This is a genomic window from Thauera phenolivorans, assembly GCF_001696715.1.
GTDB lineage: Bacteria > Pseudomonadota > Gammaproteobacteria > Burkholderiales > Rhodocyclaceae > Thauera > Thauera phenolivorans.
Map to the genome: position 1 here is coordinate 17,055 of NZ_MBFM01000002.1, position 20,262 is coordinate 37,316.

At 69.4% G+C, this 20,262-nt stretch carries 20 protein-coding genes; 4 read left to right on the top strand and 16 right to left on the bottom strand.

From position 1 onward, the window contains the following. Window positions 1–18 precede the first annotated feature (18 nt). Together BB334_RS03615 and gloB are read right to left on the bottom strand one after the other, a co-directional pair. The gene (locus BB334_RS03615) at window positions 19–1,248 is read right to left on the bottom strand and encodes a transglycosylase SLT domain-containing protein (protein WP_083200272.1); all 1,230 of its coding nucleotides are present in this window, start codon (window positions 1,246–1,248) and stop codon (window positions 19–21) included. 99 nt (window positions 1,249–1,347) lie between these two features. Next, a complete protein-coding gene (gene gloB, locus BB334_RS03620) occupies window positions 1,348–2,112 on the bottom strand; it encodes a hydroxyacylglutathione hydrolase (RefSeq protein WP_068804501.1) in 765 nt (254 codons plus the stop codon). A gap of 27 nt (window positions 2,113–2,139) precedes the next feature. Here gloB and BB334_RS03625 point away from each other — a divergent pair, with 27 nt between their 5' ends. The 3 genes from BB334_RS03625 to dnaQ are packed head-to-tail and all read left to right on the top strand — an operon-like array spanning window position 2,140 to window position 4,063. Further along, the gene (locus tag BB334_RS03625) at window positions 2,140–2,871 is read left to right on the top strand and encodes a class I SAM-dependent methyltransferase (RefSeq protein WP_068804503.1); all 732 of its coding nucleotides are present in this window, start codon (window positions 2,140–2,142) and stop codon (window positions 2,869–2,871) included. After that, window positions 2,872–3,333 (top strand): ribonuclease HI, encoded by a 462-nt coding sequence (rnhA, locus tag BB334_RS03630; protein WP_068804505.1) that lies wholly within the window; start codon window positions 2,872–2,874, stop codon window positions 3,331–3,333. 10 nt (window positions 3,334–3,343) lie between these two features. Next, window positions 3,344–4,063, top strand: a complete 720-nt coding sequence (gene dnaQ / locus BB334_RS03635; protein ID WP_068804512.1) for a DNA polymerase III subunit epsilon — start codon at window positions 3,344–3,346, stop codon at window positions 4,061–4,063. A gap of 7 nt (window positions 4,064–4,070) precedes the next feature. Here the strand turns inward: dnaQ and BB334_RS03640 are convergent, their stop codons facing one another. The 7 genes from BB334_RS03640 to BB334_RS03670 form a co-directional block, all read right to left on the bottom strand. After that, a complete protein-coding gene (locus BB334_RS03640; protein WP_068804514.1) occupies window positions 4,071–4,472 on the bottom strand; it encodes a CBS domain-containing protein in 402 nt (133 codons plus the stop codon). 25 nt (window positions 4,473–4,497) lie between these two features. After that, window positions 4,498–4,704 carry a (Na+)-NQR maturation NqrM gene (gene nqrM / locus BB334_RS03645; RefSeq protein WP_068804515.1) on the bottom strand — a complete coding sequence of 69 codons (207 nt, stop codon included), beginning with the start codon at window positions 4,702–4,704 and terminating at the stop codon, window positions 4,498–4,500. A gap of 109 nt (window positions 4,705–4,813) precedes the next feature. After that, window positions 4,814–5,587, bottom strand: a complete 774-nt coding sequence (locus BB334_RS03650) for a fused MFS/spermidine synthase (protein WP_068804517.1) — start codon at window positions 5,585–5,587, stop codon at window positions 4,814–4,816. A gap of 10 nt (window positions 5,588–5,597) precedes the next feature. Next, window positions 5,598–8,168: a DNA mismatch repair protein MutS gene (gene mutS, locus BB334_RS03655; RefSeq protein ID WP_068804519.1), complete on the bottom strand. Its 2,571-nt coding sequence runs from the start codon at window positions 8,166–8,168 to the stop codon at window positions 5,598–5,600. Window positions 8,169–8,306: 138 nt separating this feature from the next. Further along, window positions 8,307–8,765, bottom strand: a complete 459-nt coding sequence (locus BB334_RS03660) for a hemerythrin domain-containing protein (protein WP_068804521.1) — start codon at window positions 8,763–8,765, stop codon at window positions 8,307–8,309. A gap of 48 nt (window positions 8,766–8,813) precedes the next feature. Continuing rightward, on the bottom strand, window positions 8,814–9,977 hold the full coding sequence (locus BB334_RS03665; RefSeq protein ID WP_083200274.1) for a catalase: 1,164 nt from the start codon (window positions 9,975–9,977) through the stop codon (window positions 8,814–8,816). Next, complete coding sequence (locus BB334_RS03670; RefSeq protein ID WP_068803159.1) at window positions 9,967–11,289, bottom strand: ISL3 family transposase; 1,323 nt, start codon at window positions 11,287–11,289, stop codon at window positions 9,967–9,969. Before BB334_RS03670 ends, BB334_RS03665 begins: the two co-directional genes overlap by 11 nt. A 48-nt stretch (window positions 11,290–11,337) precedes the next feature. On the opposite strand from BB334_RS03670, the gene BB334_RS03675 reads away from it, so the two are divergent. Further along, window positions 11,338–11,745 carry a Rossmann-fold NAD(P)-binding domain-containing protein gene (locus BB334_RS03675; RefSeq protein WP_068804523.1) on the top strand — a complete coding sequence of 136 codons (408 nt, stop codon included), beginning with the start codon at window positions 11,338–11,340 and terminating at the stop codon, window positions 11,743–11,745. Here BB334_RS03675 and BB334_RS03680 read toward each other — a convergent pair. The 7 genes from BB334_RS03680 to BB334_RS03710 form a co-directional block, all read right to left on the bottom strand. After that, the gene (locus tag BB334_RS03680) at window positions 11,715–12,653 is read right to left on the bottom strand and encodes a bifunctional enoyl-CoA hydratase/phosphate acetyltransferase (RefSeq protein WP_068804525.1); all 939 of its coding nucleotides are present in this window, start codon (window positions 12,651–12,653) and stop codon (window positions 11,715–11,717) included. The two genes, BB334_RS03675 and BB334_RS03680, sit on opposite strands and share 31 nt — an antisense overlap. A 143-nt stretch (window positions 12,654–12,796) precedes the next feature. Next, window positions 12,797–13,903 carry a peptidoglycan -binding protein gene (locus BB334_RS03685; RefSeq protein ID WP_068804527.1) on the bottom strand — a complete coding sequence of 369 codons (1,107 nt, stop codon included), beginning with the start codon at window positions 13,901–13,903 and terminating at the stop codon, window positions 12,797–12,799. A gap of 4 nt (window positions 13,904–13,907) precedes the next feature. Then, window positions 13,908–14,978: a flagellar motor protein MotA gene (locus BB334_RS03690; RefSeq protein ID WP_068804529.1), complete on the bottom strand. Its 1,071-nt coding sequence runs from the start codon at window positions 14,976–14,978 to the stop codon at window positions 13,908–13,910. Window positions 14,979–15,128: 150 nt separating this feature from the next. Then, entirely contained in the window at window positions 15,129–15,593 is a 465-nt protein-coding gene (locus tag BB334_RS03695; RefSeq protein ID WP_068804531.1) for an RrF2 family transcriptional regulator, read from the bottom strand. Window positions 15,594–15,720: 127 nt separating this feature from the next. Next, on the bottom strand, window positions 15,721–16,551 hold the full coding sequence (locus BB334_RS03700) for an HD-GYP domain-containing protein (RefSeq protein WP_083200275.1): 831 nt from the start codon (window positions 16,549–16,551) through the stop codon (window positions 15,721–15,723). After that, the gene (locus BB334_RS03705) at window positions 16,529–19,645 is read right to left on the bottom strand and encodes a PAS domain-containing sensor histidine kinase (RefSeq protein ID WP_068804533.1); all 3,117 of its coding nucleotides are present in this window, start codon (window positions 19,643–19,645) and stop codon (window positions 16,529–16,531) included. The genes BB334_RS03700 and BB334_RS03705 overlap by 23 nt, the downstream gene beginning before the upstream one ends. A 41-nt stretch (window positions 19,646–19,686) precedes the next feature. Beyond that, complete coding sequence (locus tag BB334_RS03710; RefSeq protein WP_068804535.1) at window positions 19,687–20,061, bottom strand: response regulator transcription factor; 375 nt, start codon at window positions 20,059–20,061, stop codon at window positions 19,687–19,689. Window positions 20,062–20,262 lie beyond the last annotated feature (201 nt).

A 20,262-nucleotide genomic window follows, 5' to 3' on the forward strand; every position in this document is an offset into this window, starting at 1 on the left:
GGCGCGGTTCTTTGCCGCTCAGTTCTTCGCCCGCCTCGCGCCGGAGGCGCGCACGCCGGTGCCGCCGCCCGCCCGCAAGCCCTGGCGGCTGCCGGCGGAAGTGGCGAAGGGCAGCAGCCGGCTGGCCTCGAGCGCGTGGCTGGGATCGATCCCGTCGGGCACGAGCAGGCTGTAGCCCGGCCCCGGATTGCTGTTCGCCGCGAGCGCGTTGAGCTGGCGCAGATCGGGCGAGCTCAGGCCGTAGCGCGCCGCCACCGCCTCCAGGGTCTCGCCCGCCTGCAGCGTGTGCGTCTGCCAGCCCTGGCCACTCTTTTCCAGTTCCGCGAGGCCGTCCTCGAAGCGTTGCGCCCGGTCCGCGGGCACGACGAAGGTGCGACCGGCGGCGGCCGCGGGGCGGTTGAAGCCCGGGTTGAGCGCGATGAACTCCTCCAGCGGCAGCCCGGCGAGGCGGGCCGCGGTGCCGAGGTCGACCGCGGTGGGCGCTTCCACGGTGACGAAGTGCAGCTCGTTGGCGACGTAGGGCAGCTCGAAGGCGAATAGCTCGGGCTGGGCGACGATGTTCTTGATCGCCTGCAGCTTGGGAACGTACTTGCGCGTCTCCTCCGGCATGCGCAGCCGGCTGTATTCGGCGGGCAGGCCTTGCGCCCGGTTGCGCTCGATCGCGCGCTTGACCGAGCCTTCGCCCCAGTTGTAGGAGGCGAGCGCGAGATGCCAGTCGCCGTGCATCTCGTAGATGCGCTGCAGGTAGTCGAGGGCGGCGTTGGTGGAGGCGATCACGTCGCGCCGCTCGTCCACCCAGCGGTCCTGGGTCAGGTTGAAGTACTTCCCGGTGGAGGGGATGAACTGCCACAGTCCGGAAGCATGGGCAGCCGAGTAGGCGAGCGGGTTGTAGTTGCTCTCGACCATCGGCAGCAGGGCGAGCTCAGTGGGCATGCCGCGCCGCTCGAGCTCGTCGACGATGTAGTAGAGGTAGCGTCCGCCGCGCGCGAAGACCTGTTTCAGGTAGCCCGGGTGGTTGAGGTAGAAGGCCTGCTGCTCGGCGACCTGCGGGCTGTCGAGGTCGGCCATGCCGTAGCCGCGGCGGATGCGGTCCCAGATGTCGTTGGCGTCGCGGGTGAGGTCGAGCGTCAGTACGCGCGCGGGTGCGGCGAGGGGCGCATCGGCACCTGCTTCGAGCTGGGCACGAGCGGCGGCGGGCGCGAGCACGGCGAGCAGGATCAGCAGAGCGGTGAGGAGGGGGTGTGCCATGGGCGCGAAGCGGCCTCGGCCGGCGGAAAACCCGGCAGTCTACGAGTCGCGCCGAGGGGCGTCAATTTGAATCCGGCCCAGGGGCCGGATCATGGCGTCTCAGAAGACGTCCTTCCAGGCCCGCAGCGCCGCGAGGCAGGCGACGCGGTCCGCCGGACGTTCGCCGGTGCGGGCACGCACCGTCTCGATCACCCCCGGCTGCTCGCAGCGCAGGAAGGGGTTGACGACCTTCTCCCGTCCGATCGTGCTCGGCAGGGTGGGCTCGCCAGCGGCCCGCTGCGCCTCGCAGTGCGCCGCGTAGGCGTCGCGCGCCGGGTTGACGGGCTCGGCCGCGCGCGCGAAGGCGAGGTTGGACAGGGTGTACTCGTGGGTGCAGTAGACCCGGGTGTCGTCGGGGAGAGCGGCGAGACGCTCGAGCGAACCGGCCATCTGTACCGGCGTGCCCTCGAACAGGCGGCCGCAGCCGGCGGAGAACAGGGTGTCGCCGCAGAACAGGATGCCGGGGGCATGGTAGGCGATGTGGCCGGCGGTGTGGCCCGGAATCGCCATCACCTCGAACGCGATCGGCGGCGCGGAAAGGTGCACCGTGTCGCCGTCGGCGAGCGGGTCGCTGACGGCGGCGATGTTCTCGGCCGCCGGGCCGTACACCGGCACCGGGTGGCGCGCGAGCAGGGCGGGGATGCCGCCCACGTGGTCGGGGTGGTGGTGGGTGACGAGGATGGCCGACAGACGGATCGAGGTATGGGCGGCGAGCCAGGCTTCGACCGGGGCGGCGTCGCCCGGGTCGACCACGATCGCATGGGCGTCGTCATGTACCAGCCAGATGTAGTTATCGCGGAAGGCGGGAAGAGGGATAATGTGCATCCGCGAATTTTGGGAGCTCCAGCGCCGATGTCAATCCTCGGTTTCGCGGACTGGCTGGAAACGCCGCAGGGACGCTACCTGCTCGAGGCCGAGCAGGTAGCGATCGACGGCGTGGTCGCCGACGTGTTCGGCTACCACGCTCTGCAGCTCGGGCTGTCGGGCGTCGACTTCCTGCGCGCCAACCGCATGCCCTTCCGCTTCCGCTGCGATCCGCGGGGCGCAGGCGTTTCCGCGTACGCCGAAGTGGACGCCTTGCCTTTCGCCAGCGCCAGCCTCGACCTGGTGGCGCTGCCGCACGTGCTCGAGTTCGCCCCGCGTCCGCATCACGTGCTGCGCGAGGTCGATCGTGTGCTGGTGCCCGACGGCAGCGTGGTGTTGAGCGGCTTCAACCCGTTCAGCCTCTGGGGGGTGCGGCGGCTGCTCGCGCGCGAAGGCAGCGCGATGCCGTGGCAGGGCCACTATCGCACGCTGATGCGGATCAAGGACTGGCTGGCCCTGCTCGGCATCGAGGTGCAGGCGGCGAGCTGCGTGGCCTGGGCGCCGCCGGTGCGTTCGCCGCAATGGCTGGCGCGCTGGCGCATCGTCGACCGCGCCGGGGCGCGCTGGTGGCCGATCTGCGGCGCGGTGTATGTAGTTCACGGGATCAAGCGGGTGCATGGCATGCGGCTGATCACGCCGCAATGGCGTGAGCGCGGCGCGCGTGCCGGACGACTCTCAGCGCTCACGCAGCGCAGCGGCGGAACAAGGAAAAGCGAGTAAATGGAAGAAGTGGTGGATATCTATACCGATGGCGCCTGCAGCGGTAACCCGGGACCCGGCGGCTGGGGCGCGATCCTGCGCGCGAACGGGCACGAGAAGGAACTGTGGGGCGGCGAACCCGAGACGACCAACAACCGCATGGAGATGATGGCGGTGATCCGTGCGCTGGGCGCGCTCAAGCGGCCGGTGGCGGTGCGGGTGCATACCGACAGCCAGTACGTGCAGAAGGGCATCTCCGAATGGATCCACGGTTGGAAGGCGCGCGGCTGGAAGACCGCCTCGAAGGCGCCGGTGAAGAACGCCGACCTGTGGCGCGCCCTCGACGAGGCGGCCTCGCGTCACAAGGTGCAGTGGCTCTGGGTGAGGGGCCATTCGGGCCACCCCGAGAACGAGCGCGCCGACGAACTGGCCCGACGCGGCGCCGAAGCGAGCCGCAAGGCGCGCGCGACGGTGGAAGGCTGAGGGGGCGGAGATGCGACAGATCGTGCTCGACACCGAGACCACCGGCCTCGACTGGCGCAACGGCGATCGCGTCATCGAGATCGGCTGCGTCGAACTGCTCAACCGCAAGCTGAGCGGGCGCCACTACCACGTCTTCATCAACCCGGGCCGCAGCATCGACGCCGAGGCGGTGGCGGTGCACGGCATCACCGAGGAGTTCCTCGCCGACAAGCCGAAGTTCGCCGAGGTCGCTGCGGGTTTCGAGGAGTTCGTTCGCGATGCCGAGCTGATCATCCACAACGCAAGCTTCGACGTCGGTTTCCTCGACTGCGAGCTCGATCTGCTCGGCCGCGGCAGGATCGACAGCCTGTGCGCGGGGGTGATCGACACCCTGCGCATGGCCAAGGAACAGAACCCGGGCAAGAAGGCCTCGCTCGACGCCCTGTGCGAGCGCTACGCGATCGACAACGCGCACCGCACGCTGCACGGCGCGCTGCTCGACGCGGAACTGCTCGCCGAGGTCTATCTGGCGATGACGCGCGGCCAGGAGAGCCTGATCATGTCGCTCGAGGAGGAGCCGGGGGGGGGCGCGCTCGAAGTCGACGGCACGCCGGCCATTCGTCCGCCGCTGAAGGTCCTGCGTGCGAGCTCTGCGGAACTCGATGCCCACGCCGACGTGCTGGCGCAGATCGCGAAGGCGAACAGGGGTAACTGCCTGTGGCTGCCGCCACAGGCAGCGCCGGAGGGCTGAAGCCGGCTCAGCGCCGGCGCAGCGTCTCGAGCGCCTTCAGCATGTCGTGGCGCGACAGCTGGCCGACCAGCCGTTCGCCCTCGACTACGGGCAGGCAGCGGTAGGCGCGGGTGATGAAAAGCTGGATCGCCTCGATCATGCTGCTCTCGCCCGAGAGGGTGACCACCTCGCGCGTCATGTGCTCCGCGACCGTTCCCGCCTGGCCGTCGAAGTAGGTGGAGCTGAGCGCCACCTTGAGGCAGTCCTTTTCCGACAGGAAGCCGATCAGGCGGCCCTCCGAGTCGGCCACCGGGGCGCCGCTGAGCCGGTGTTTTAGCAGCAGATGAACTGCCTGCAGCACGTCCGTTTCTGGCCGGAAGGCGAGCTGATCGCCCACCATGTGATCTTTCACGAGCAGTGATTTGAGCATGGCGACTCCGTCGTCACTTCGATGTTCAGTGCTGGCGTGCTTCTTCGGCTTCGGCCTTCATGCGCGCGAGCCGGTCGGGGCAGGGCTTCGCGCAGCCGCCGTCGCAACTCAGGCCGACCGCCCCAAGGCCACCGCAGCTGCCCGCGATCGGCTTGCGGCCGAAAATGACGCCGATCGCCATGGCGGCGATGACGACGCCGACGATGACCAGGGTCAGCAGGAAAGTATTCATGACCGTCAGCTCCGTGATGATTCGTTTCAGAGTGGACATTAACCCGGACCAGCGTGTTCCGGTAGGAGCGTTGCCCCCAGCGCGATCGACGGCGCCGCTTCGCCGGCGGTCACAGGTGCAGGATGCCGCCCGGCAGGCTGCCGGCCTGCTCCAGCCGGGTCACCGTGGGGAGCAGGTCGAGCGCGGTGGCCGCCTTCAGCGCCACGGCGCGTGCGCGCAGCTCGGCCACCGGCAGCACGATCGGTTCGCCGACCGCGGCGAAGGCGACCACGTTGCCGCTGTCGCAGGAGGGGAACGCGAGCGCGCGGTCGTCGAAGGCGCGGAAGATCCGCTCGAGGCTGGCCTTGTAGCCGCGCGAGCGGCCGAAGAGGTTCGCTGCGACCAGGCCGTTCTCCGTCAGCCGCTCGCGCAGCGCCCGGTGGAAGGGCTCGGTGTCGAGGGCGCCGGCGCGGGCCTTGGGGTCGAAGCCGTCGACCAGCACGAAATCGTAGCGACGGTCCGCCTCGCGCACCCAGTCGGCGCCGTCGCCGATGTGGATCGCGAAGCGCGCGTCCTGCGGCGGCAGACGGAAGAACTGGCGTGCCGCCGCCACCACCTGGGGCGCGATCTCGACGACGTCGATGCGGGCGTGCGGGCAGTGATGGTGCAGGAACTTCGCCACCGAGGCGGCGCCCAGGCCGATCACCAGCGCGCGCTTCGGCCACTGGCCAGCCTCGAGTGGCAGGGCCTCGCGCAGCAGCAGGCCGGCCATCATCTCGCGGGTGTAGGCGAGCTCGAGCGCATAGGGCTTGCGGATGCGCATCGCGCCCTGCACCCACTCCGAACCGAAGTGCAGGTAGCGCACGCCGGCTTCCTCTGAGATGTCGATCGGGATGTCGTTCATGCGGGCCTCCTCAGCTCGCCATGCGCTTGAGCGCGTACAACTTTTCCAGCGCCTCGCGCGGGCTCAGGCTGTCGGGGTCGAGCTCGGCGAGCTCGGTCAGCACCGGGTGCGACAGCGGCTCGGCCTCGGCTTCGGGCAGCATCGCGAACAGGTCGGCCTGCGGGCCGGCACCGATCTCGCGGTTCTCGAGCGCGCGCAGGCGGCGCTTGGCGTCGCGGATGACCCCCGGCGGGATGCCGGCGAGCGCGGCGACCTCGATGCCGTAGCTCTGGCTCGCCGGCCCCTCCTCGAGCGCGTGCAGGAAGACGATGCGATGGCCGTGCTCGACCGCATCCAGATGCACGTTGGCGCACTCGGGGTAGTCGGCGTTGAGCCGGGTGAGCTCGAAGTAGTGGGTGGCGAACAGGGTCAGGCTGCGGTTCTTTTCCAGCAGGTGGCGCGCGATCGCGAAGGCGAGCGCGAGGCCGTCGAAGGTCGAGGTGCCGCGGCCGATCTCGTCCATCAGCACCAGGCTGTGCTCGGTGGCGCCGTGCAGGATCGCCGAGGCCTCGGTCATCTCGACCATGAAGGTCGAGCGTCCCGAGGCGAGATCGTCCGAGGCGCCGATGCGGGTGAAGATCGCGTCCAGCGGGCCGAGGCGGGCGGCCTCGGCGGGCACGAAGCTGCCCACGTGCGCGAGCAGGCAGATCAGCGCCACCTGACGCATGAAGGTCGATTTGCCGCCCATGTTGGGGCCGGTGATCATCAGCATGCGGCGGGTGGCCGACAGCCGCGCATCGTTGCGGATGAACTCCTCCACCTGGCGCTCGACCACCGGGTGGCGGCCGCCCTCGATCGCAATGCCGGGCTGGTCGACGAACAGCGGGCGCACGTAGTCGTAGCGCAGCGCGGCCTCGGCGAAGGCGGCCACGCCGTCGAGGGTGGCGAGCGCGCGGGCGACCCGCTGCAGGCTGGGGATGTGGGCCGCGAGCCGGTCGAGGATGTCGTCGTAGAGCGCCTTCTCGCGCGCCAGCGCGCGCTCCTGGGCCGACAGCGCCTTGTCCTCGAAGGTCTTCAGCTCGGGGGTGATGTAGCGCTCGGCGTTCTTCAACGTCTGCCGGCGGCGGTAGTCGTCGGGCACCTTGTCGGCATTGGCGCGGCTGACCTCGATGTAGAAGCCGTGCACCTTGTTGAACTCGACCTTCAGCCCGGGGATGCCGCTGCGCTCGCGCTCGCGCGCCTCGAGCGCCATCAGGAACTCGCCGCAGTTGGTCTGGATGTCGCGAAGCTCGTCGAGCTCGACGTCGAAGCCGGGCGCGATCACGCCGCCGTCGCGGATCATCGCCGCCGGCTCCGCGGCGATCGCCGCCTGCAGCAGGGCGAGCGCCTCGGGAGCGATCGCGAGCGCCGCGCGCAGCTCGGCGAGCAGGCCGTCGGCGCCGGGTTCGAGTGCGGCGGCGAGCGCGGGCAGGCGGGCGAGGCTGTCGCGCAACGCCGAGAGGTCGCGCGGACGCGCACTGCGCAGTGCGATGCGGGCGGTAATGCGGTCGACGTCGGCCACGCCGCGCAGCGCGCCGCGCACCGCCGCCGCGCTGCGGCCGTCGCCGTCGCCCACGAGCTCGGCCACCGCCGCCTGGCGCGCCGCAGGCACCGCGCGCTCGCGCAAGGGGTGGTGCAGGGCGTGCCGCAGCCAGCGCGAGCCCATGCTGGTGACGCAGGTGTCGAGCAGGGAGAGCAGGGTGGGTGCGGTTTCGCCGCGCAGGGTCTCGGTGATCTCGAGGTTGCGCCGGGTCGCGGCGTCGAGGCGGATGAACTCCGATTCGCGCTCGACCACGACCCCGGTGAGGTGCTCGAGGCTCTGGCGCTGGGTCGCCTTGGCATAGTCGTAGAGTGCCGCCGCGGCGCCGAGCGCCACCGGCAGCGCCTCGACGCCGAAGCCCGCGAGGTCGCGGGTGCCGAAGTGGGCGGTCAACAGCCGGGTGCCGGTGTCGGCGTCGAACTGCCAGTCGGCGAGCCGGCGCAGCGCGGGCGCGAGCGCTTCGAGCAGCGGCAGTGACAGGCCGTCGGGGATCAGTACTTCGGCCGGGCGCAGGCGCTCGAACTGCGCCTGTAGCGATTCGGCAGCGCATTCGAGCAGGCGCAGGTCGCCGTTGGCGAGGTTGAGCCAGGCCAGGCCGAGGGTGCCGCGATGCAGGCTGGCGGCGAGCAGCAGTGAATCGCGGCGATCGTCGAGCAGCGCTGCGTCGGTGAGGGTGCCGGGGGTGACGATGCGGCTCACCGCGCGCTCCATCGGTCCCTTGCTCGCGCCCGGCTCGCCGACCTGCTCGGCGATCACCACCGATTCGCCGAGCTTCACGAGGCGGGCGAGGTACTGCTCGAGGGCGTGGAAGGGCACGCCCGCCATCCTGATCGGCGCGCCGTTGGACTGGCCGCGGGTGGTCAGCGTGATGTCGAGCAGGCGGGCGGCCTTCTCCGCGTCATCGAAGAAGAGCTCGTAGAAGTCGCCCATGCGGTAGAAAAGCAGGGTGTCGGGGTGTTCGGCCTTGATGCGCAGGTACTGCTGCATCATCGGCGTGTGCGACGATAAATCCAGGGTATTCATCAAAACCAGCCGCTGTTGCTCGAGGGCGCCATTTTACGGGGCAAACCGGGCCAATTCCTCCCGGCGTGCCCACCCTAGCGGGCAGGCAGCGGTCATGAGAGAGACATCCTCCCGCTCGGGGGAGGATGTCTCCTCCGGTCAGGACGCGGCGAGCACCTTCTTCATGCGCTCGTAGTCCGTCTCGTACTGGCTGGCCAGTTCCGTTTTCTGCGCCTCCGTCAGGATCTTGCCCGAGACCTGGAAGAACTTGCGTTCCTCCTCGCGCAGATGGTGGTGCACCTCGTGCGAGAGCTGCTTCGCCTTGGCATGCCAGCTGCCGCCCTCGTAGTCGGCGCCGGAAAGATCCTCCACGCACTCGTCGATCTTGTGATGCTCGGCAAGCGCGTGGCGAGAGGAGTTCAGGCCCATGTCGTGCATCAGGATGGGCGCATACAGAAAGCGCTCCTCCGCCGCCGCATGGGCGGCCAGTTCGATCCGCAGCTCACGAAGCACCTCTTCCCGGCGACCGCTGTCGGGCTTCACCCTGAGCAAGCGCCGGCAGAGCGAGCGCTGGATCTCATGGCTCTCGCGCAGCGCTTCATAGATGTTTCTTGCCATGAATACCCTCCAAAACGGTGATCGGGTTGCCGTGCCTGCTTCCCTGGACTAGACCACCGGCGGGTCGGTTTCACGCTCGGGATGGCGGTGCTGCTCGAGCGCCTTGATGAAGGCCTGCGTGCCGTCGCCACTCGCGCCGTCGGCGATCACCAGCCCCTTGTCCTTGCCATCGATGGGGATGCCGGCTTCCTCCAGCAGGCGACGCCCTTCCGCGATGGCCATCATCGCCTTGCCGTGCCTGAACTGGTCGCGCACGAACTCCAGCGCCTGGCCGTCCTTGCACAAGGCTTCGATCGCGGACTCGCCACTCGGGACGACCACCGCATCGAACAGCGGCGAGGGATTGTTCGAGAACGAGGCGTCGACGTCGATCCGCCCTCCCGCTGCGCTGGGCATCAGGCCGATGCGTGGCCCTACCAGTCGAACGACGGCACCCTCTGCGATCAGCGCGTCGGCGATCTTGTCGACGCTCGCCCCATCCACGCCCGGGGCCACCATCACCGCCACCTTGCGGGTGCGGATGCCGACCTCGCCGGGGCGCGCCGTCAACGACAGGTATTCCGAACGCTCGAGCTCGGGCGCCATCGGCGCTTCATTCGCCTTCGGCAGCGGGTCGGGCAGCTCCTCCATGCCGAGCTTGTCCGCCACCGCCTTGGCCAGCGGCTCGGAGACGTTGCGCAGCATCGCCACGGTGCGCTTGCGGATGCCGGGTACGGTCACCTTGCTCAGCTCGAACGCGAAGGCGTCGATGATGTGGCGCTGCTCGAACTCGGTCTGGCTCTCGTAGAAGAGGGCGGCCTGGTTGTAGTGCTCGGCGAACTTCTCGGGTTTGCCCCTCAGCTCGACCTCCGACACCGGCTCCGGGAAGGGCATGAAGCCGGCCGTGCCCGCCTGGAATGGACAACCGCCTGCCAGCGAATTGGGCTCGTAGGCGACGCGGCCGCGATGAACGGCCTGGCGATGCATGCCGTCGCGCTGGTTGTTGTGGACGGGTGCGAGCGGCGCGTTGATCGGGATCTCGTGGAAATTGGGACCGCCGAGGCGGGAGATCTGGGTGTCGACGTAGGAGTGGATGCGGCCGGCGAGCAGCGGATCGTTGGTGAAATCGATGCCTGGCACCACATGTGCGGTGCAGAAGGCGACCTGTTCCGTTTCGGCGAAGAAATTGGGCTCTATGCCGTTTCCAGTGGAAATTGACTTCTCAACAAACATGACGGTAGCGCCCGTAGTCGCGGGCGACGGCCGGCACCAGGGGGTTCTGCGGTAGATGCTTGAGCTTGGACATGCGCAGGTAGGCCATGGCGATGAAGTTCTCGATGTTGCGGAAGCCTCGGGCGGCGGTCTTCGTCTGTTGGAGCAGGCCGTTCATCGCTTCGACGTAGGCGTTGCTGCGTCCGTCGAGCATGCCGCGCACGACGCCGCCGAGGTGCGCCTTCAGGGTGAGGGCCAGCCGCTTGAAGGGCTCGAGGCGGCTGCGGCGCGCCCAGCTCAGCCATTTGTTCATGGCACCTTGTGCGATCTCCTCGCTGTTGCTCGCGGCTGCATCGCGATAGACCAGCCGCAGTGCCTGCTTCAGGCGCCAGGCGCGCGCGCTCTTCAGATTCGAGCGTTGCAGCCAGTGCATCGCCTCGAACTGGGCACGGGTCCAGCTCACCGGGTTCTTGCGCATCCCCCACAGCAGCTGACGCAGCGTCTTCTTGCTCTGTGCGCCGACCGCTTCGCGCACCGCTGCCGCCGAGCTACGCACCTCTTCGCGACGCACCTCGTCCATCGCCGCGTTGGCCAGCGCCACGACATGAAAGCGGTCGTAGCTGATCCGGGCATGGGGCAGCGACTGGCCGATTCCCTTGGCGTAGGCCGCGCTCATGTCGATACAGGCGTGCTCAATGGCCAGCGGATCGCCGCCGTGCGCACGCATGTCCTGGGCAAAGGCCTGCAACGTGCCGTGATCGCGGCCGGGAGTGGCAAACAGCAGGCGCTTGGCTTCAAGGTCATGCACGACGGTGATGTACGCGTGCCCGCGCTTGACGCTGGTCTCGTCGATGCCAACGTAACGGACGCCCGACATGTCGTCCTTGGCGCGGGCCACCTCGACGTAATGGCGCACGCGGCGCCACAGGCGCTTCGGGGCAACCCGCAACTGGTTGGCTGCCTGGCGCACCGGCATCTCTTGGCACAGCGACAGGCTCAGCGCCTCGAACAGCAGGGTAAAGCCGCTCCCCTCACGCGCCCACGGCACCGGCAGCTGCGTGGTCTTGCCGCAGCCGTTGCACTGCACGCGCGGGATCTCGGCATGCAGCCACGCTTCGAACTGAAAGAAATCCAGGTGACGCCAGCTGCGCCGCACCCGATCGTGGATCAGCTGGTGCTCGGCCCCACACGCCGGACACGTTGCACGGCCGCCGGTGTGCTCGACCTCGAAGTCGATCCGCCGCTTGGCTATGTTGAGCTCGACCTTGGCGACGTGCCAGGGCGGCTGCAGGCCAAGTGCGGTGGTGAAGAGGGCTTCGATCTGGGTGTTCATCGGGCGCAAGGTCGGCGTCAGGTTCGGGCGGTTGTACCACCGATCGTCATGTTTGTTGAGAAGTCAATTTCCACTGGAAACGGCACAGAGCCCATCGAGCTCGATGGCGAGACGCTCGCCTTCGACGTGTTCATCGACGCGCGCGGGCAGAGACCGCTGGCGACCAAGGATCTGCCCTTCCCCCGGCTGCGCAGGCAGCTTCAGGCCGTGGGCGACGACATCCCCGACGTTGGCGACGATTACACCCTGCTCGCACCCGAGCTCGCGCGCGGCCGTATCGCCTTCGGCGCGCTGCCGTATCTGATGCACGATCGACCCTTCGTGCAGGGGATCACCGCCAGCGCGGAGATTGGGGCCGCGATCGCGAGGGCGGTGACGCAGAAGTCGTCGAGAGCCCGCCGGCGCCTCGCGTACATCGAGATGGCTCAGAGCGAGTCGCGAACCCCCTTCACATAGGCCTTCGCAAGCAGGCAGGAGGCTACCCGCGCGGACTCGGAGTCGGCGCGCGAGGTCAGGATCACCGGTACCTTGGCGCCGATCACCAGGCCGGCGGTGTGGGCGCCACCGAGCAGTTCCATCTCCTTCGCCAGCATGTTGCCGGCCTCGTAGTTGGGCACCACGAGGATGTCGGCGTCGCCGGCGACCTCGCTGTCGATGCCCTTGATGCGGGCGGCCTCGGCAGACAGCGCATTGTCGAGCGCGAGCGGACCGTCCAGCAGGCCGCCGCGGATCTGTTTGCGGTCGGCCATCTTGCACAGCGCGGCGGCGTGCACCGTGGCCTCGACGTTGTCCTCGACGGTCTCCACCGCCGCCAGCAGCGCCACCTTGGGCAGCGCGATGCCGAGGCGGTGGGCGAGGTCGATCGCGTTCTGCACGATGTCGCGCTTCTCGCGCAAGGTCGGCGTCATGTTGATCGCGGCGTCGGTCACCAGCAGCAACTTATGATAGCCGGGGTGGTCGACCGCGAACACGTGGCTCATCCGCTGCGAGGTGCGCAGGCCGGCCTCGCGCGAGACGATCGCGCGCATCAACACATCGGTGTGCAGCGAGCCCTTCATGATCGCGGCGACTTCGCCGCTGCGGGCCATGCGGGCGGCGACCTCGGCGGCTTCGAAGTCGTACTCGACGTCATGGATGTCGATGTCCTCGATGTCGAGGCCGCCGACGCCGGCGAGCTCGTTGATGCGCTCCTCGGGGCCGATCAGCAGGGGGCGGATCGCACCGCCGCGGGCGGCGAGCACGGCGCCGCGCAGGCTGACGCCGTCGCAGGGATAGACGACGGCGACGTCGAGGGGTTTGGAGCCCTGATACTGGCGGGCGAGAATTTCGCTGAAATTGGGGCGTCCGTTACGTTCGATATGCATGAGTTTCTCCTTCAGCCGCGATGTTAACCGGCCGCAGGAGAATTCGCATACCGTCAGCGCATTCACCGCACCGCCGCCCCGGTAGCAGCGGCGACCGCCGCGTCATGGGCGATCCGCGGCGTTCGCCGCTGCCGCCATGCCGCTCAGCGGTTCGTGAGCTTGAGCTCGATGCGGCGGTTGCGCGCGTGCGCGGCGTCGGTGCTGCCGGGGTCGAGCGGGTGGTATTCGCCGTAGCCGGTGGCCGCCAGGCGCGCGGCGGGCACGCCCTGATCGCGCAGGAACTTGACGATCGCCACCGCGCGCGCGGTGCTCAGCTCCCAGTTCGACGGGTAGCGCGCGGTCGCGATCGGGCGGCGGTCGGTGTGGCCATCGACCTGCAGCACCCAGGGCAGATCGGACGGAATGTCGCGCGCGATGTCCTTCAGCGTCTCGCCGAGTCGGGTGAGCTGGCGCAGGCCGTCCTCACTGACGTCGGCCGAGCCGCTCGGGAACAGCACCTCGCTCGGAAACACGAAGCGGTCGCCGACGATCGCCACCCCCTCGCGCTCGCCCAGCGCGGCGCGCAGACGGCCGAAGAACTCCGAACGGTAGCGGGCCAGCTCCTGCACCCGGGCGGCGAGGGCGAGATTGAGCTCGCGGCCGAGCTCCTCGAGCTTCAGCTCCTTCGCGGCGCTCTCGTTGCGCGCCGTCTCGAGCGCCTTGTTGAGCTCGTCGAGCTGGCCGCGCACCGCGGCGAGCTGGCGGTTGAGCAGCTCGACCTGGGCGAGCGCGCGGTCGGAGACCTCCGCCAGCTCGCCGCGGGTTTTCTCGGAGGTGTCGAGCGCGCCGGCGAGGCGGGCCACCTCCGCCTCGAGCTCGGCCTTCAGTCGCTGCAGCGCGGCGACGTCGGCGCCGAGGCGCGCGGCCGCTTCAGTCTGCGCCTCGAGCGCGGCGCGCGCCCGGCCGAGATCGACCTCGAGCGCGCCACGTGTCTCGGCTTCGCGTGCGAGCGAGGCGCGCAGCTCGTCGGCCTGGCCCGCAAGACTGGCGCGCGCGCTCTGTTCCAGGCTCAGGGTCTGTGCGAGTGCGGCGAGCTCGGCGTTGAGGCGGGCGAGCGCCTTGTCGCGACCGCTGACCGCGTCGGTCAGCGCGAACTGGCCGAGGGTGAAGATCAGGATCACGAAGATCATCACCATCAGCAGTGAGGCCAGCGCGTCGACGAAGCCCGGCCAGTAGTCCACCCCGCGGCGGCTGCGCGTGCGGCTGCCCATCGCCTCAATCCGCCTTGTGACCGCCGAGCGCGGCGGCGATCGTGCGCGACATCAGCCTCAGCTCGGCGCGCAGCTCGTCGCTGAAGGCATTCGTGTCCTGCGGCCGGGCGGCGAGCTGGCGCACCAGGGCGCGCAGGTCCTCCTGGGTCTCGGTCACCGAGGACAGCCCGCGCGACTCGCGGCTGATCAGCTCGGCGAGCCGGTTGAGCTGGTGGCCGAGCTCGGCGAGCTGGTCGGTGGTGGCGCGCCGCTCGCGCTCGCTGTCGACCACCGAGCGCTGCATGCGCTCCAGGCTCTCCGCGGTCTGCTCGAGCAGGGCCTGCACATAGGCGGGGACGCCGGCCTCGACTTCGGTCTCGAGGCCGGACACGGGGATGCGCGTCTTCGCCGACAGCCATTCCTCAAGCTCGTTGTAGAAGCGGTTCTGCGCGTGGCCCGCCTGCAGGTCGAGGAAGCCCACCACCAGCGAACCGGCGAGGCCGAACAGCGAGGTGGAGAAGCTGGTCGCCATGCCGCCGAGGGGCGCATCGAGCTTGACCTTGAGCGCCTCGAACATCGCCACCGCGTCACTGCCGCCGCTCATGCTGCCGATGATGTCGCCGACCGCGCGGATCGTCGTGAGCAGGCCCCAGAAGGTGCCGAGCAGACCGAGGAAGACGAGCAGGCCGATCAGGTAGCGGCTGAGGTCGCGCTGCTCCTCGAGGCGGATGTGCACGCTGTCGAGCAAGGAGCGCATCGATGCCGGCGACAGCCGCAGCGGGCCGTGCTCGCGCTGGCGCAGCAACTGGGCCATCGGTGCGAGCAGCACCGGTCGAATCGTCCCGACCGCGCCCGCGGGCATGCGCTCGAAGCTCTCGATCCACAGCACCTCGCGTTGCAGTCGCCATACCTGGCGCAGGTTCACCGCGATCGCGATTGCGAGCACGAAGACGATGACGCCGTTGAAGGCGATGTTGGCGAGGAAGGCATGCTTGAGCTGGGGTAGCAGGAGCGCCGCCACGGTGGCGACGAGGGCGAGGAATACCGCCATCCAGGTGGTGACGTGGATCGGGCGGGTGAAATCGGTGCGCTCCATCGGTGGGCATCCTCGGCGTGCAAGAAGAAATCAGGGCGACTGTACCCCCTTCGGGCTTTCCTTGTCGTTACGGCGTGTGGGGTGAGCGACGCGTCCTTCTCCGCTGCTGCGGGGCGTGGCGTATCGATCTTGCGCGCTCCGCTCGCGGCCTTAGGCGCGGCCGGGTGCGGGGTAGCGCAGGGTCTCGAGCGGGATGAAGCTGATCACCTGCTCGGCATTGCCGATCACGTCGGCAAGGGTCTTGGCGTCGAGCACGCGGAAGAAGGCCTCGAGCGCCTCGCGGAAGGCCGCCTGCAGCTTGCACGCCGGCGACAGCACGCAGCGGTTGTTCACCCGGTCGAAGCATTCGACGATGCTGAAGTCCTGCTCGGCGGCGCGCACCACCGCGCCGATGTTGATTTCCTCCGGCGGGCGGGCGAGCCGGACGCCGCCACTGCGCCCGCGCACCGTCTCGACGACGCCGTCGAGCCCGAGGCGGTGGATGATCTTCATCAGATGGTTCTTGGAGATGTCGTAGCTGTCGGCGATCTGCTGGATGGTGACGAGGCCGTCGCGGTGCAGGCCCAGGAAGATCAGGGTCCGCAGGGTGTAGTCGGTATAGTCGGTGAGTTTCATCGGGTGAGCCCTCCAGTTGGGCCGGTGTCGCCGTCGCTAAGGTCGACCTGCGTCGCAAGATAACATTCATCGGCGATGAAGTTTTTGACCGAGATCGCCTCCGCACCCGCTTTGCTGCGTCGACGGCTCAGTTCCGCCACCAGCCTTCGCCCCATTCCTCCATCCGTTCGGGCGCGGTGGCATTGACAAGGTCGCGCAGCGCGATCAGGCGGTCGATGATCGACAGCGCGGCGTCTACGATCTGCGGGTCGAAACTGCCGCCGCGCTGCGCACGTAGCATCGCGATCGCATCCTCGTCCGAATAAGCCTTGCGATAGCAGCGATCCATCGTGAGCGCGTCGAAGTAGTCGACCACCGCGACGATGCGTGCCGCGAGCGGGATCCCTTCGCCGGCGAGGCCGTGGGGGTAGCCGGAACCGTCCCAGCACTCGTGGTGGGCGAGCGCGATCTCGCGCGCCATGCCGAGCAGCGGCACGTCGGCATCGCCCAGGATGCGGGCGCCGAGCTCGGGGTGGGTGTTGATGATCGCGCGCTCGGCCTCGTCGAGGTCTCCCGGCTTGCGCAGGATGTGGTCGGGGATGCCGATCTTGCCGACGTCGTGCATCGGCGCGGCGAACAGGATCATCTCGCACCACGCCGGCGGATGGCCGAGCGCGGCGGCCAGGCGTGCCGACATCGCGCCGATTCGCAGGATATGGACCCAGGTGTCCTCGTCCTTGAATTCGGCGGCGCGCGCGAGGCTCATCAGGGCCTGGCGATGCGCTTTCTCGAGGGCGCGGAACGCGGCCTCGCGCTCGCTTCGCAGGGTGTGGAGATCGTCGACCATGCGGTACATCTGGCGGAAGGCGGCTTCACAGGCGGCGGGGCTCGGCGTTGCGCCACAGTCGGTAGTGCAGGGCGGCACGTCCTTGTCGGTGAGGAGGATCTCGGTCAGTTCAGGCAGGTCGTGGTTGTTCATCGTGGCGCTCCGTGTACGGTTGTGATCGGGGTGGCGCGGGCGGCGCTTCGGCCGCCAGCCAGAGGGTCGCGGTGGTGCCCACGCCGGGCGCGCTGTCGATGTCGACGCGGCCGCCGTGGATCTTCATGATTTCCTTCACCAGCGCCAGGCCTAGCCCGGTGCCGGCAATGTTTCCGTCGCCGTTGGCGCGGTAGAAACGCTCGCAGCAGTGCGCGAGCTGCTCGGGCGTCATGCCGATGCCGTGGTCGCGGATACGGATGCCGACCCAGGGCTGGCCCTGCTCGACGCGCTCGAGCGCATCGATGCGCACCTCACCGCCCGCAGGTGAGTACTTGAACGCGTTGTCGATCAGGTTGATCAGCGCCTGCAGCAGCTTGGCGCGGTCGGCGCGCACCGCGGGCAGGGCGGCGGGCAGCGCGAGGGTCAGCGTGTGGCGCTCGCCCGGCACCGCCACCGAGGCGGCGCTCTCGCGCACCAGCGCTGCCGGCTCGAGCGGCGCGAACACGAAGCTCTCGCCGCGCCGCTCCTCGATGCGCGCGAGATCGAGCAGATCGGCCACCAGCGTCGACAGGCGGCGGGCCTGGCGGTTGATCGTCTCGAGCACGTCGCGGGTGCGTTCCTCGTCGAACTTGCGCGCCAGCAGCAGTTCGGAGAAGCCGTAGATGCTCGCCATCGGCGAGCGCAGCTCGTGGGCCGCGGTCGACAGGAACTGCGACTTCATATGATCGAGCTCGCGCTCGCGGGTGACGTCGCGCAGGTAGAAGGTGAGCGCGGCGGTGTCGCTGTCGGAGCGGCGCAGGCTGCGCTTGAAGGCGCGCGGCTCGGGCAGCCGAAGATGAAGGATCTCGGCGTCGGCCGGCGCGTCGCCTTCGATGGCCGGCGAGGGCGCGAGCGCCGCCGGCAGCGCGGGCCAGGGCAGGGCGGGGTCGCGCCGCGCGTGGATCAGGGCCTCGAAGCGTTCGAACGGCATGCCGATCAGCGCCTGAATGGGGCGCCCGGCGAGCGCCTCGATGGCCGGGTTGGCGTAGCTCAGGCGGCGGCGGCCGTCGAAGCAGACCATCGCGTCCGGGCTCTGGGTGAAGATCAGGTCGAGCCGCGCGAGCGACTGGCGCAGCATCTCCTCGGCCTGGCGCTGTGCGGTGATGTCGCTCTGGATGCCGATGTAGTGGCGCACGCGGCCGGTGAGGGGATCGGGCACCGGCGAGATCGTGAGTCGCGTCCAGTAGGGCGAGCCGTCCTTGCGGTAGTCGCGCAGCACCACCTGGCAGGGGCGGCGGTCGGCGATCGCGCCGCGCAGCTCCTCGAGCGCCGGCTGGTCGTGCTCCTGGCCGTGGAGAAAGCGCGGATTCTGGCCCAGCACCTCGTGTGCCGGATAGCCGGTGATCGCCTGGAAAGCGGCATTGGCGTAGATGATCGGGTTGTCGGGCTGCTCGAGGTCGGTGATCACCACGCCTTCGGCGGCCGCCTGCAGGGCGCGCTCGCGCAGTGCGATCGCGGCCTTCGCCGCGTGACTGCCGGTGACGTCCGCAAGGGTGCCGGTCAGGCGCGCCACCTTGCCGTCGGGTCCGCGCTCGGCACGCAGGGACACCGCCATCCAGCAGTAGTCGCCGCTGCGGGTGCGGAAGCGGGCCTCGTATTCGAGCCGCTCTTCCTTGCCCGCGACCACCAGCTCGAACCTGCGGCGGCGCCAGCTGATTTCCTCCGGGTGGGCGAAGCGGAAGACGTTCTCGCCCACGCATTCCCCGGAAGGGATGCCGGTGATGCGTTCCCAGGCGCGGCTCACGAAGAGCACGCGGCCGTCGGGGGCGAGCTGGTAGATCACCTCGCGGATCTCGTCGACCAGCGAGCGGTACTTGTCCTCGCTGGCGACGAGGGCCGAGACGTCGCGCATCACCACCAGGCGGTAGCGCTGGCCGCCCTCGTCGATAAAGGGCGTCAGCTTGAGCTCGACCCAGGCGAGGGCGCCGTCGCGCCGTCGCAGGCAGAGCGTCGAGGGCCCGGTCTCGGCGGCCGCGATCGCGTCCGCGGCCGATGCGGGATTGCAGGCGAGCGACTGCAGCACCCCGGGCCAGGGCGCCAGGTCGGCCGCTGCGGGGTCGAGCCCGGTGACGCGGCCGAATGCAGCATTGGCATGCACCAGGCCGCCATCCTCGGCCACGATCAGGATCGCATTGTGGCTCGCGGCGAGGGCCGCGTTCCAAAGACGCAGATCGTCCTGGGTCAGCCGGCTGCGAACCTCGGCCCGGCGGCGCTGGATTGCGATGTAGTAAAGGACGAGTAGCAGCAGGCTGGCGAGGGCGAAGCCGAGGTCGATCAGGTCGTGGGTCGCGCCGGTGCCGCGATGGCTGTGCATCGTGAGCGCGAGGCGGCGGTCGCCGACCGTGAGCGCGAGCGGATCGAGCAGCATCAACGCCTCGGTGGTGTCGGAGACGCCGTGTTCGGCCGGCGCACCGGCGGGCATCCAGACCAGGCCGGGCGTGTGCCGCTCCTCCGGCGCAAACTCGGCGGCGTGGCCGTGGTGAATGTCGGCGAGCAGCGCGCGCAGGTTGAATTCGAGCTCGAGCGCGCCGGCCGCGCCCGGCAATGGGAGCGCGACATGAAGCCAGCTGGCGGCCACGACTTCGTCGGCCGCAAGTTCGCCGAGCGAGAGAACCTCGGTGCCGCGGCGCAACGCTTCGGCCGCCAGCCGTTTGCCGGCGGCTTCGTCCGCATGGCGCGAGGGGCAGGCGCCGAACAGCACCGTGCCGTCGGCGCCGCGCAGCTTGAGGCCGCTGATCAGCCCGCTCGCACAGCGCTGGGCGAACATCGGCCCGACGTAGGCGACCATCCCGGGGTCGATGGTGAAGCGCGCGAGCAGCGGGTTGTTCGCCAGGGCGTGGAGGCGACCGCGCTCCATCTGCAGGTGGGCGTCAACGCTGCCGGCCGCCACGTCGGCGAAGATTCGCGCCTCGTGGCGCAGCTCGGCGTCGACCGCGCGGTGCGCATAGATCATCGCGAGGCCGACCAGCACGAGTCCGAGCACCAGCCACAGGGTGGGCCCGAGCAGGAACCGGCGACGGTAGCGGCGCAGGCGGGACGGAATCGAATGGGGCATGCGCGGCGGCTCGCGGCGCTAGGGGTGCCGGCGAGCGCGGATCATTGGCGCTGAAGCAGCGCTTCGACGGTGTCGATCAGCTCCAGCGGGCTGAAGGGCTTGGTCAGATAGGCGTCGCAGCCGGCGTGGCTGCCGGCGGCGAGGTCCTCGGCCTGGCCGCGGGCGGTCAGCAGCACGACACCGGTGCCGGCGAACTCGGGGTCGGCCTTGATGCGGGCGCAGCATTCGAGGCCGTCGAACTCGCCCGGCATCATCACGTCGAGCAGGACCACGTCGGGCTTGAGTGCACGCGCCATGCGCAGTCCGCTCGCGCCGTTGTCCGCCTCGTGCACCTCGTAGTCGTCGAACTCCATGGTCATGCGCACCAGCTTGCGGATGTCGGGCTGGTCCTCGACGACCAGGACGATTTTGCTCATTGCCTTGCTTCTCCTGTTCGGTCCGGTTCGCGTCTGGGGAGGGCGGTCATGCCTCGTTCGCCGGGGCCTTGGACGCGGACGTTAACACAGCGTCGAGGTCGCGGCCGGGCAGAACGGTTGCCGGCGCCAACTGCGTCACGCCCGAGCCCGCCGCATGTGCGGAGCAGCCCGGATAGCAGCGGCGACCGCCGCGTCGCACCG

Bases quoted from the DNA above. Each gene is read 5' to 3' on its own strand.
- BB334_RS03640 (WP_068804514.1), bottom strand. From the start codon at position 4,472: ATGCTCAAATCACTGCTCGTGAAAGATCACATGGTGGGCGATCAGCTC.
- gloB (WP_068804501.1), bottom strand. From the start codon at position 2,112: ATGCACATTATCCCTCTTCCCGCCTTCCGCGATAACTACATCTGGCTG.
- BB334_RS03685 (WP_068804527.1), bottom strand. From the start codon at position 13,903: ATGGGCAGCCGCACGCGCAGCCGCCGCGGGGTGGACTACTGGCCGGGC.
- BB334_RS03695 (WP_068804531.1), bottom strand. From the start codon at position 15,593: ATGAAACTCACCGACTATACCGACTACACCCTGCGGACCCTGATCTTC.
- BB334_RS03710 (WP_068804535.1), bottom strand. From the start codon at position 20,061: ATGAGCAAAATCGTCCTGGTCGTCGAGGACCAGCCCGACATCCGCAAG.
- BB334_RS03680 (WP_068804525.1), bottom strand. From the start codon at position 12,653: ATGCATATCGAACGTAACGGACGCCCCAATTTCAGCGAAATTCTCGCC.
- BB334_RS03670 (WP_068803159.1), bottom strand. From the start codon at position 11,289: ATGAACACCCAGATCGAAGCCCTCTTCACCACCGCACTTGGCCTGCAG.
- BB334_RS03625 (WP_068804503.1), top strand. From the start codon at position 2,140: ATGTCAATCCTCGGTTTCGCGGACTGGCTGGAAACGCCGCAGGGACGC.
- BB334_RS03615 (WP_083200272.1), bottom strand. From the start codon at position 1,248: ATGGCACACCCCCTCCTCACCGCTCTGCTGATCCTGCTCGCCGTGCTC.
- BB334_RS03650 (WP_068804517.1), bottom strand. From the start codon at position 5,587: ATGAACGACATCCCGATCGACATCTCAGAGGAAGCCGGCGTGCGCTAC.
- BB334_RS03705 (WP_068804533.1), bottom strand. From the start codon at position 19,645: ATGCCCCATTCGATTCCGTCCCGCCTGCGCCGCTACCGTCGCCGGTTC.
- BB334_RS03690 (WP_068804529.1), bottom strand. From the start codon at position 14,978: ATGGAGCGCACCGATTTCACCCGCCCGATCCACGTCACCACCTGGATG.
- BB334_RS03665 (WP_083200274.1), bottom strand. From the start codon at position 9,977: ATGTTTGTTGAGAAGTCAATTTCCACTGGAAACGGCATAGAGCCCAAT.
- rnhA (WP_068804505.1), top strand. From the start codon at position 2,872: ATGGAAGAAGTGGTGGATATCTATACCGATGGCGCCTGCAGCGGTAAC.
- BB334_RS03700 (WP_083200275.1), bottom strand. From the start codon at position 16,551: ATGAACAACCACGACCTGCCTGAACTGACCGAGATCCTCCTCACCGAC.
- BB334_RS03675 (WP_068804523.1), top strand. From the start codon at position 11,338: ATGTTTGTTGAGAAGTCAATTTCCACTGGAAACGGCACAGAGCCCATC.
- mutS (WP_068804519.1), bottom strand. From the start codon at position 8,168: ATGAATACCCTGGATTTATCGTCGCACACGCCGATGATGCAGCAGTAC.
- nqrM (WP_068804515.1), bottom strand. From the start codon at position 4,704: ATGAATACTTTCCTGCTGACCCTGGTCATCGTCGGCGTCGTCATCGCC.
- dnaQ (WP_068804512.1), top strand. From the start codon at position 3,344: ATGCGACAGATCGTGCTCGACACCGAGACCACCGGCCTCGACTGGCGC.
- BB334_RS03660 (WP_068804521.1), bottom strand. From the start codon at position 8,765: ATGGCAAGAAACATCTATGAAGCGCTGCGCGAGAGCCATGAGATCCAG.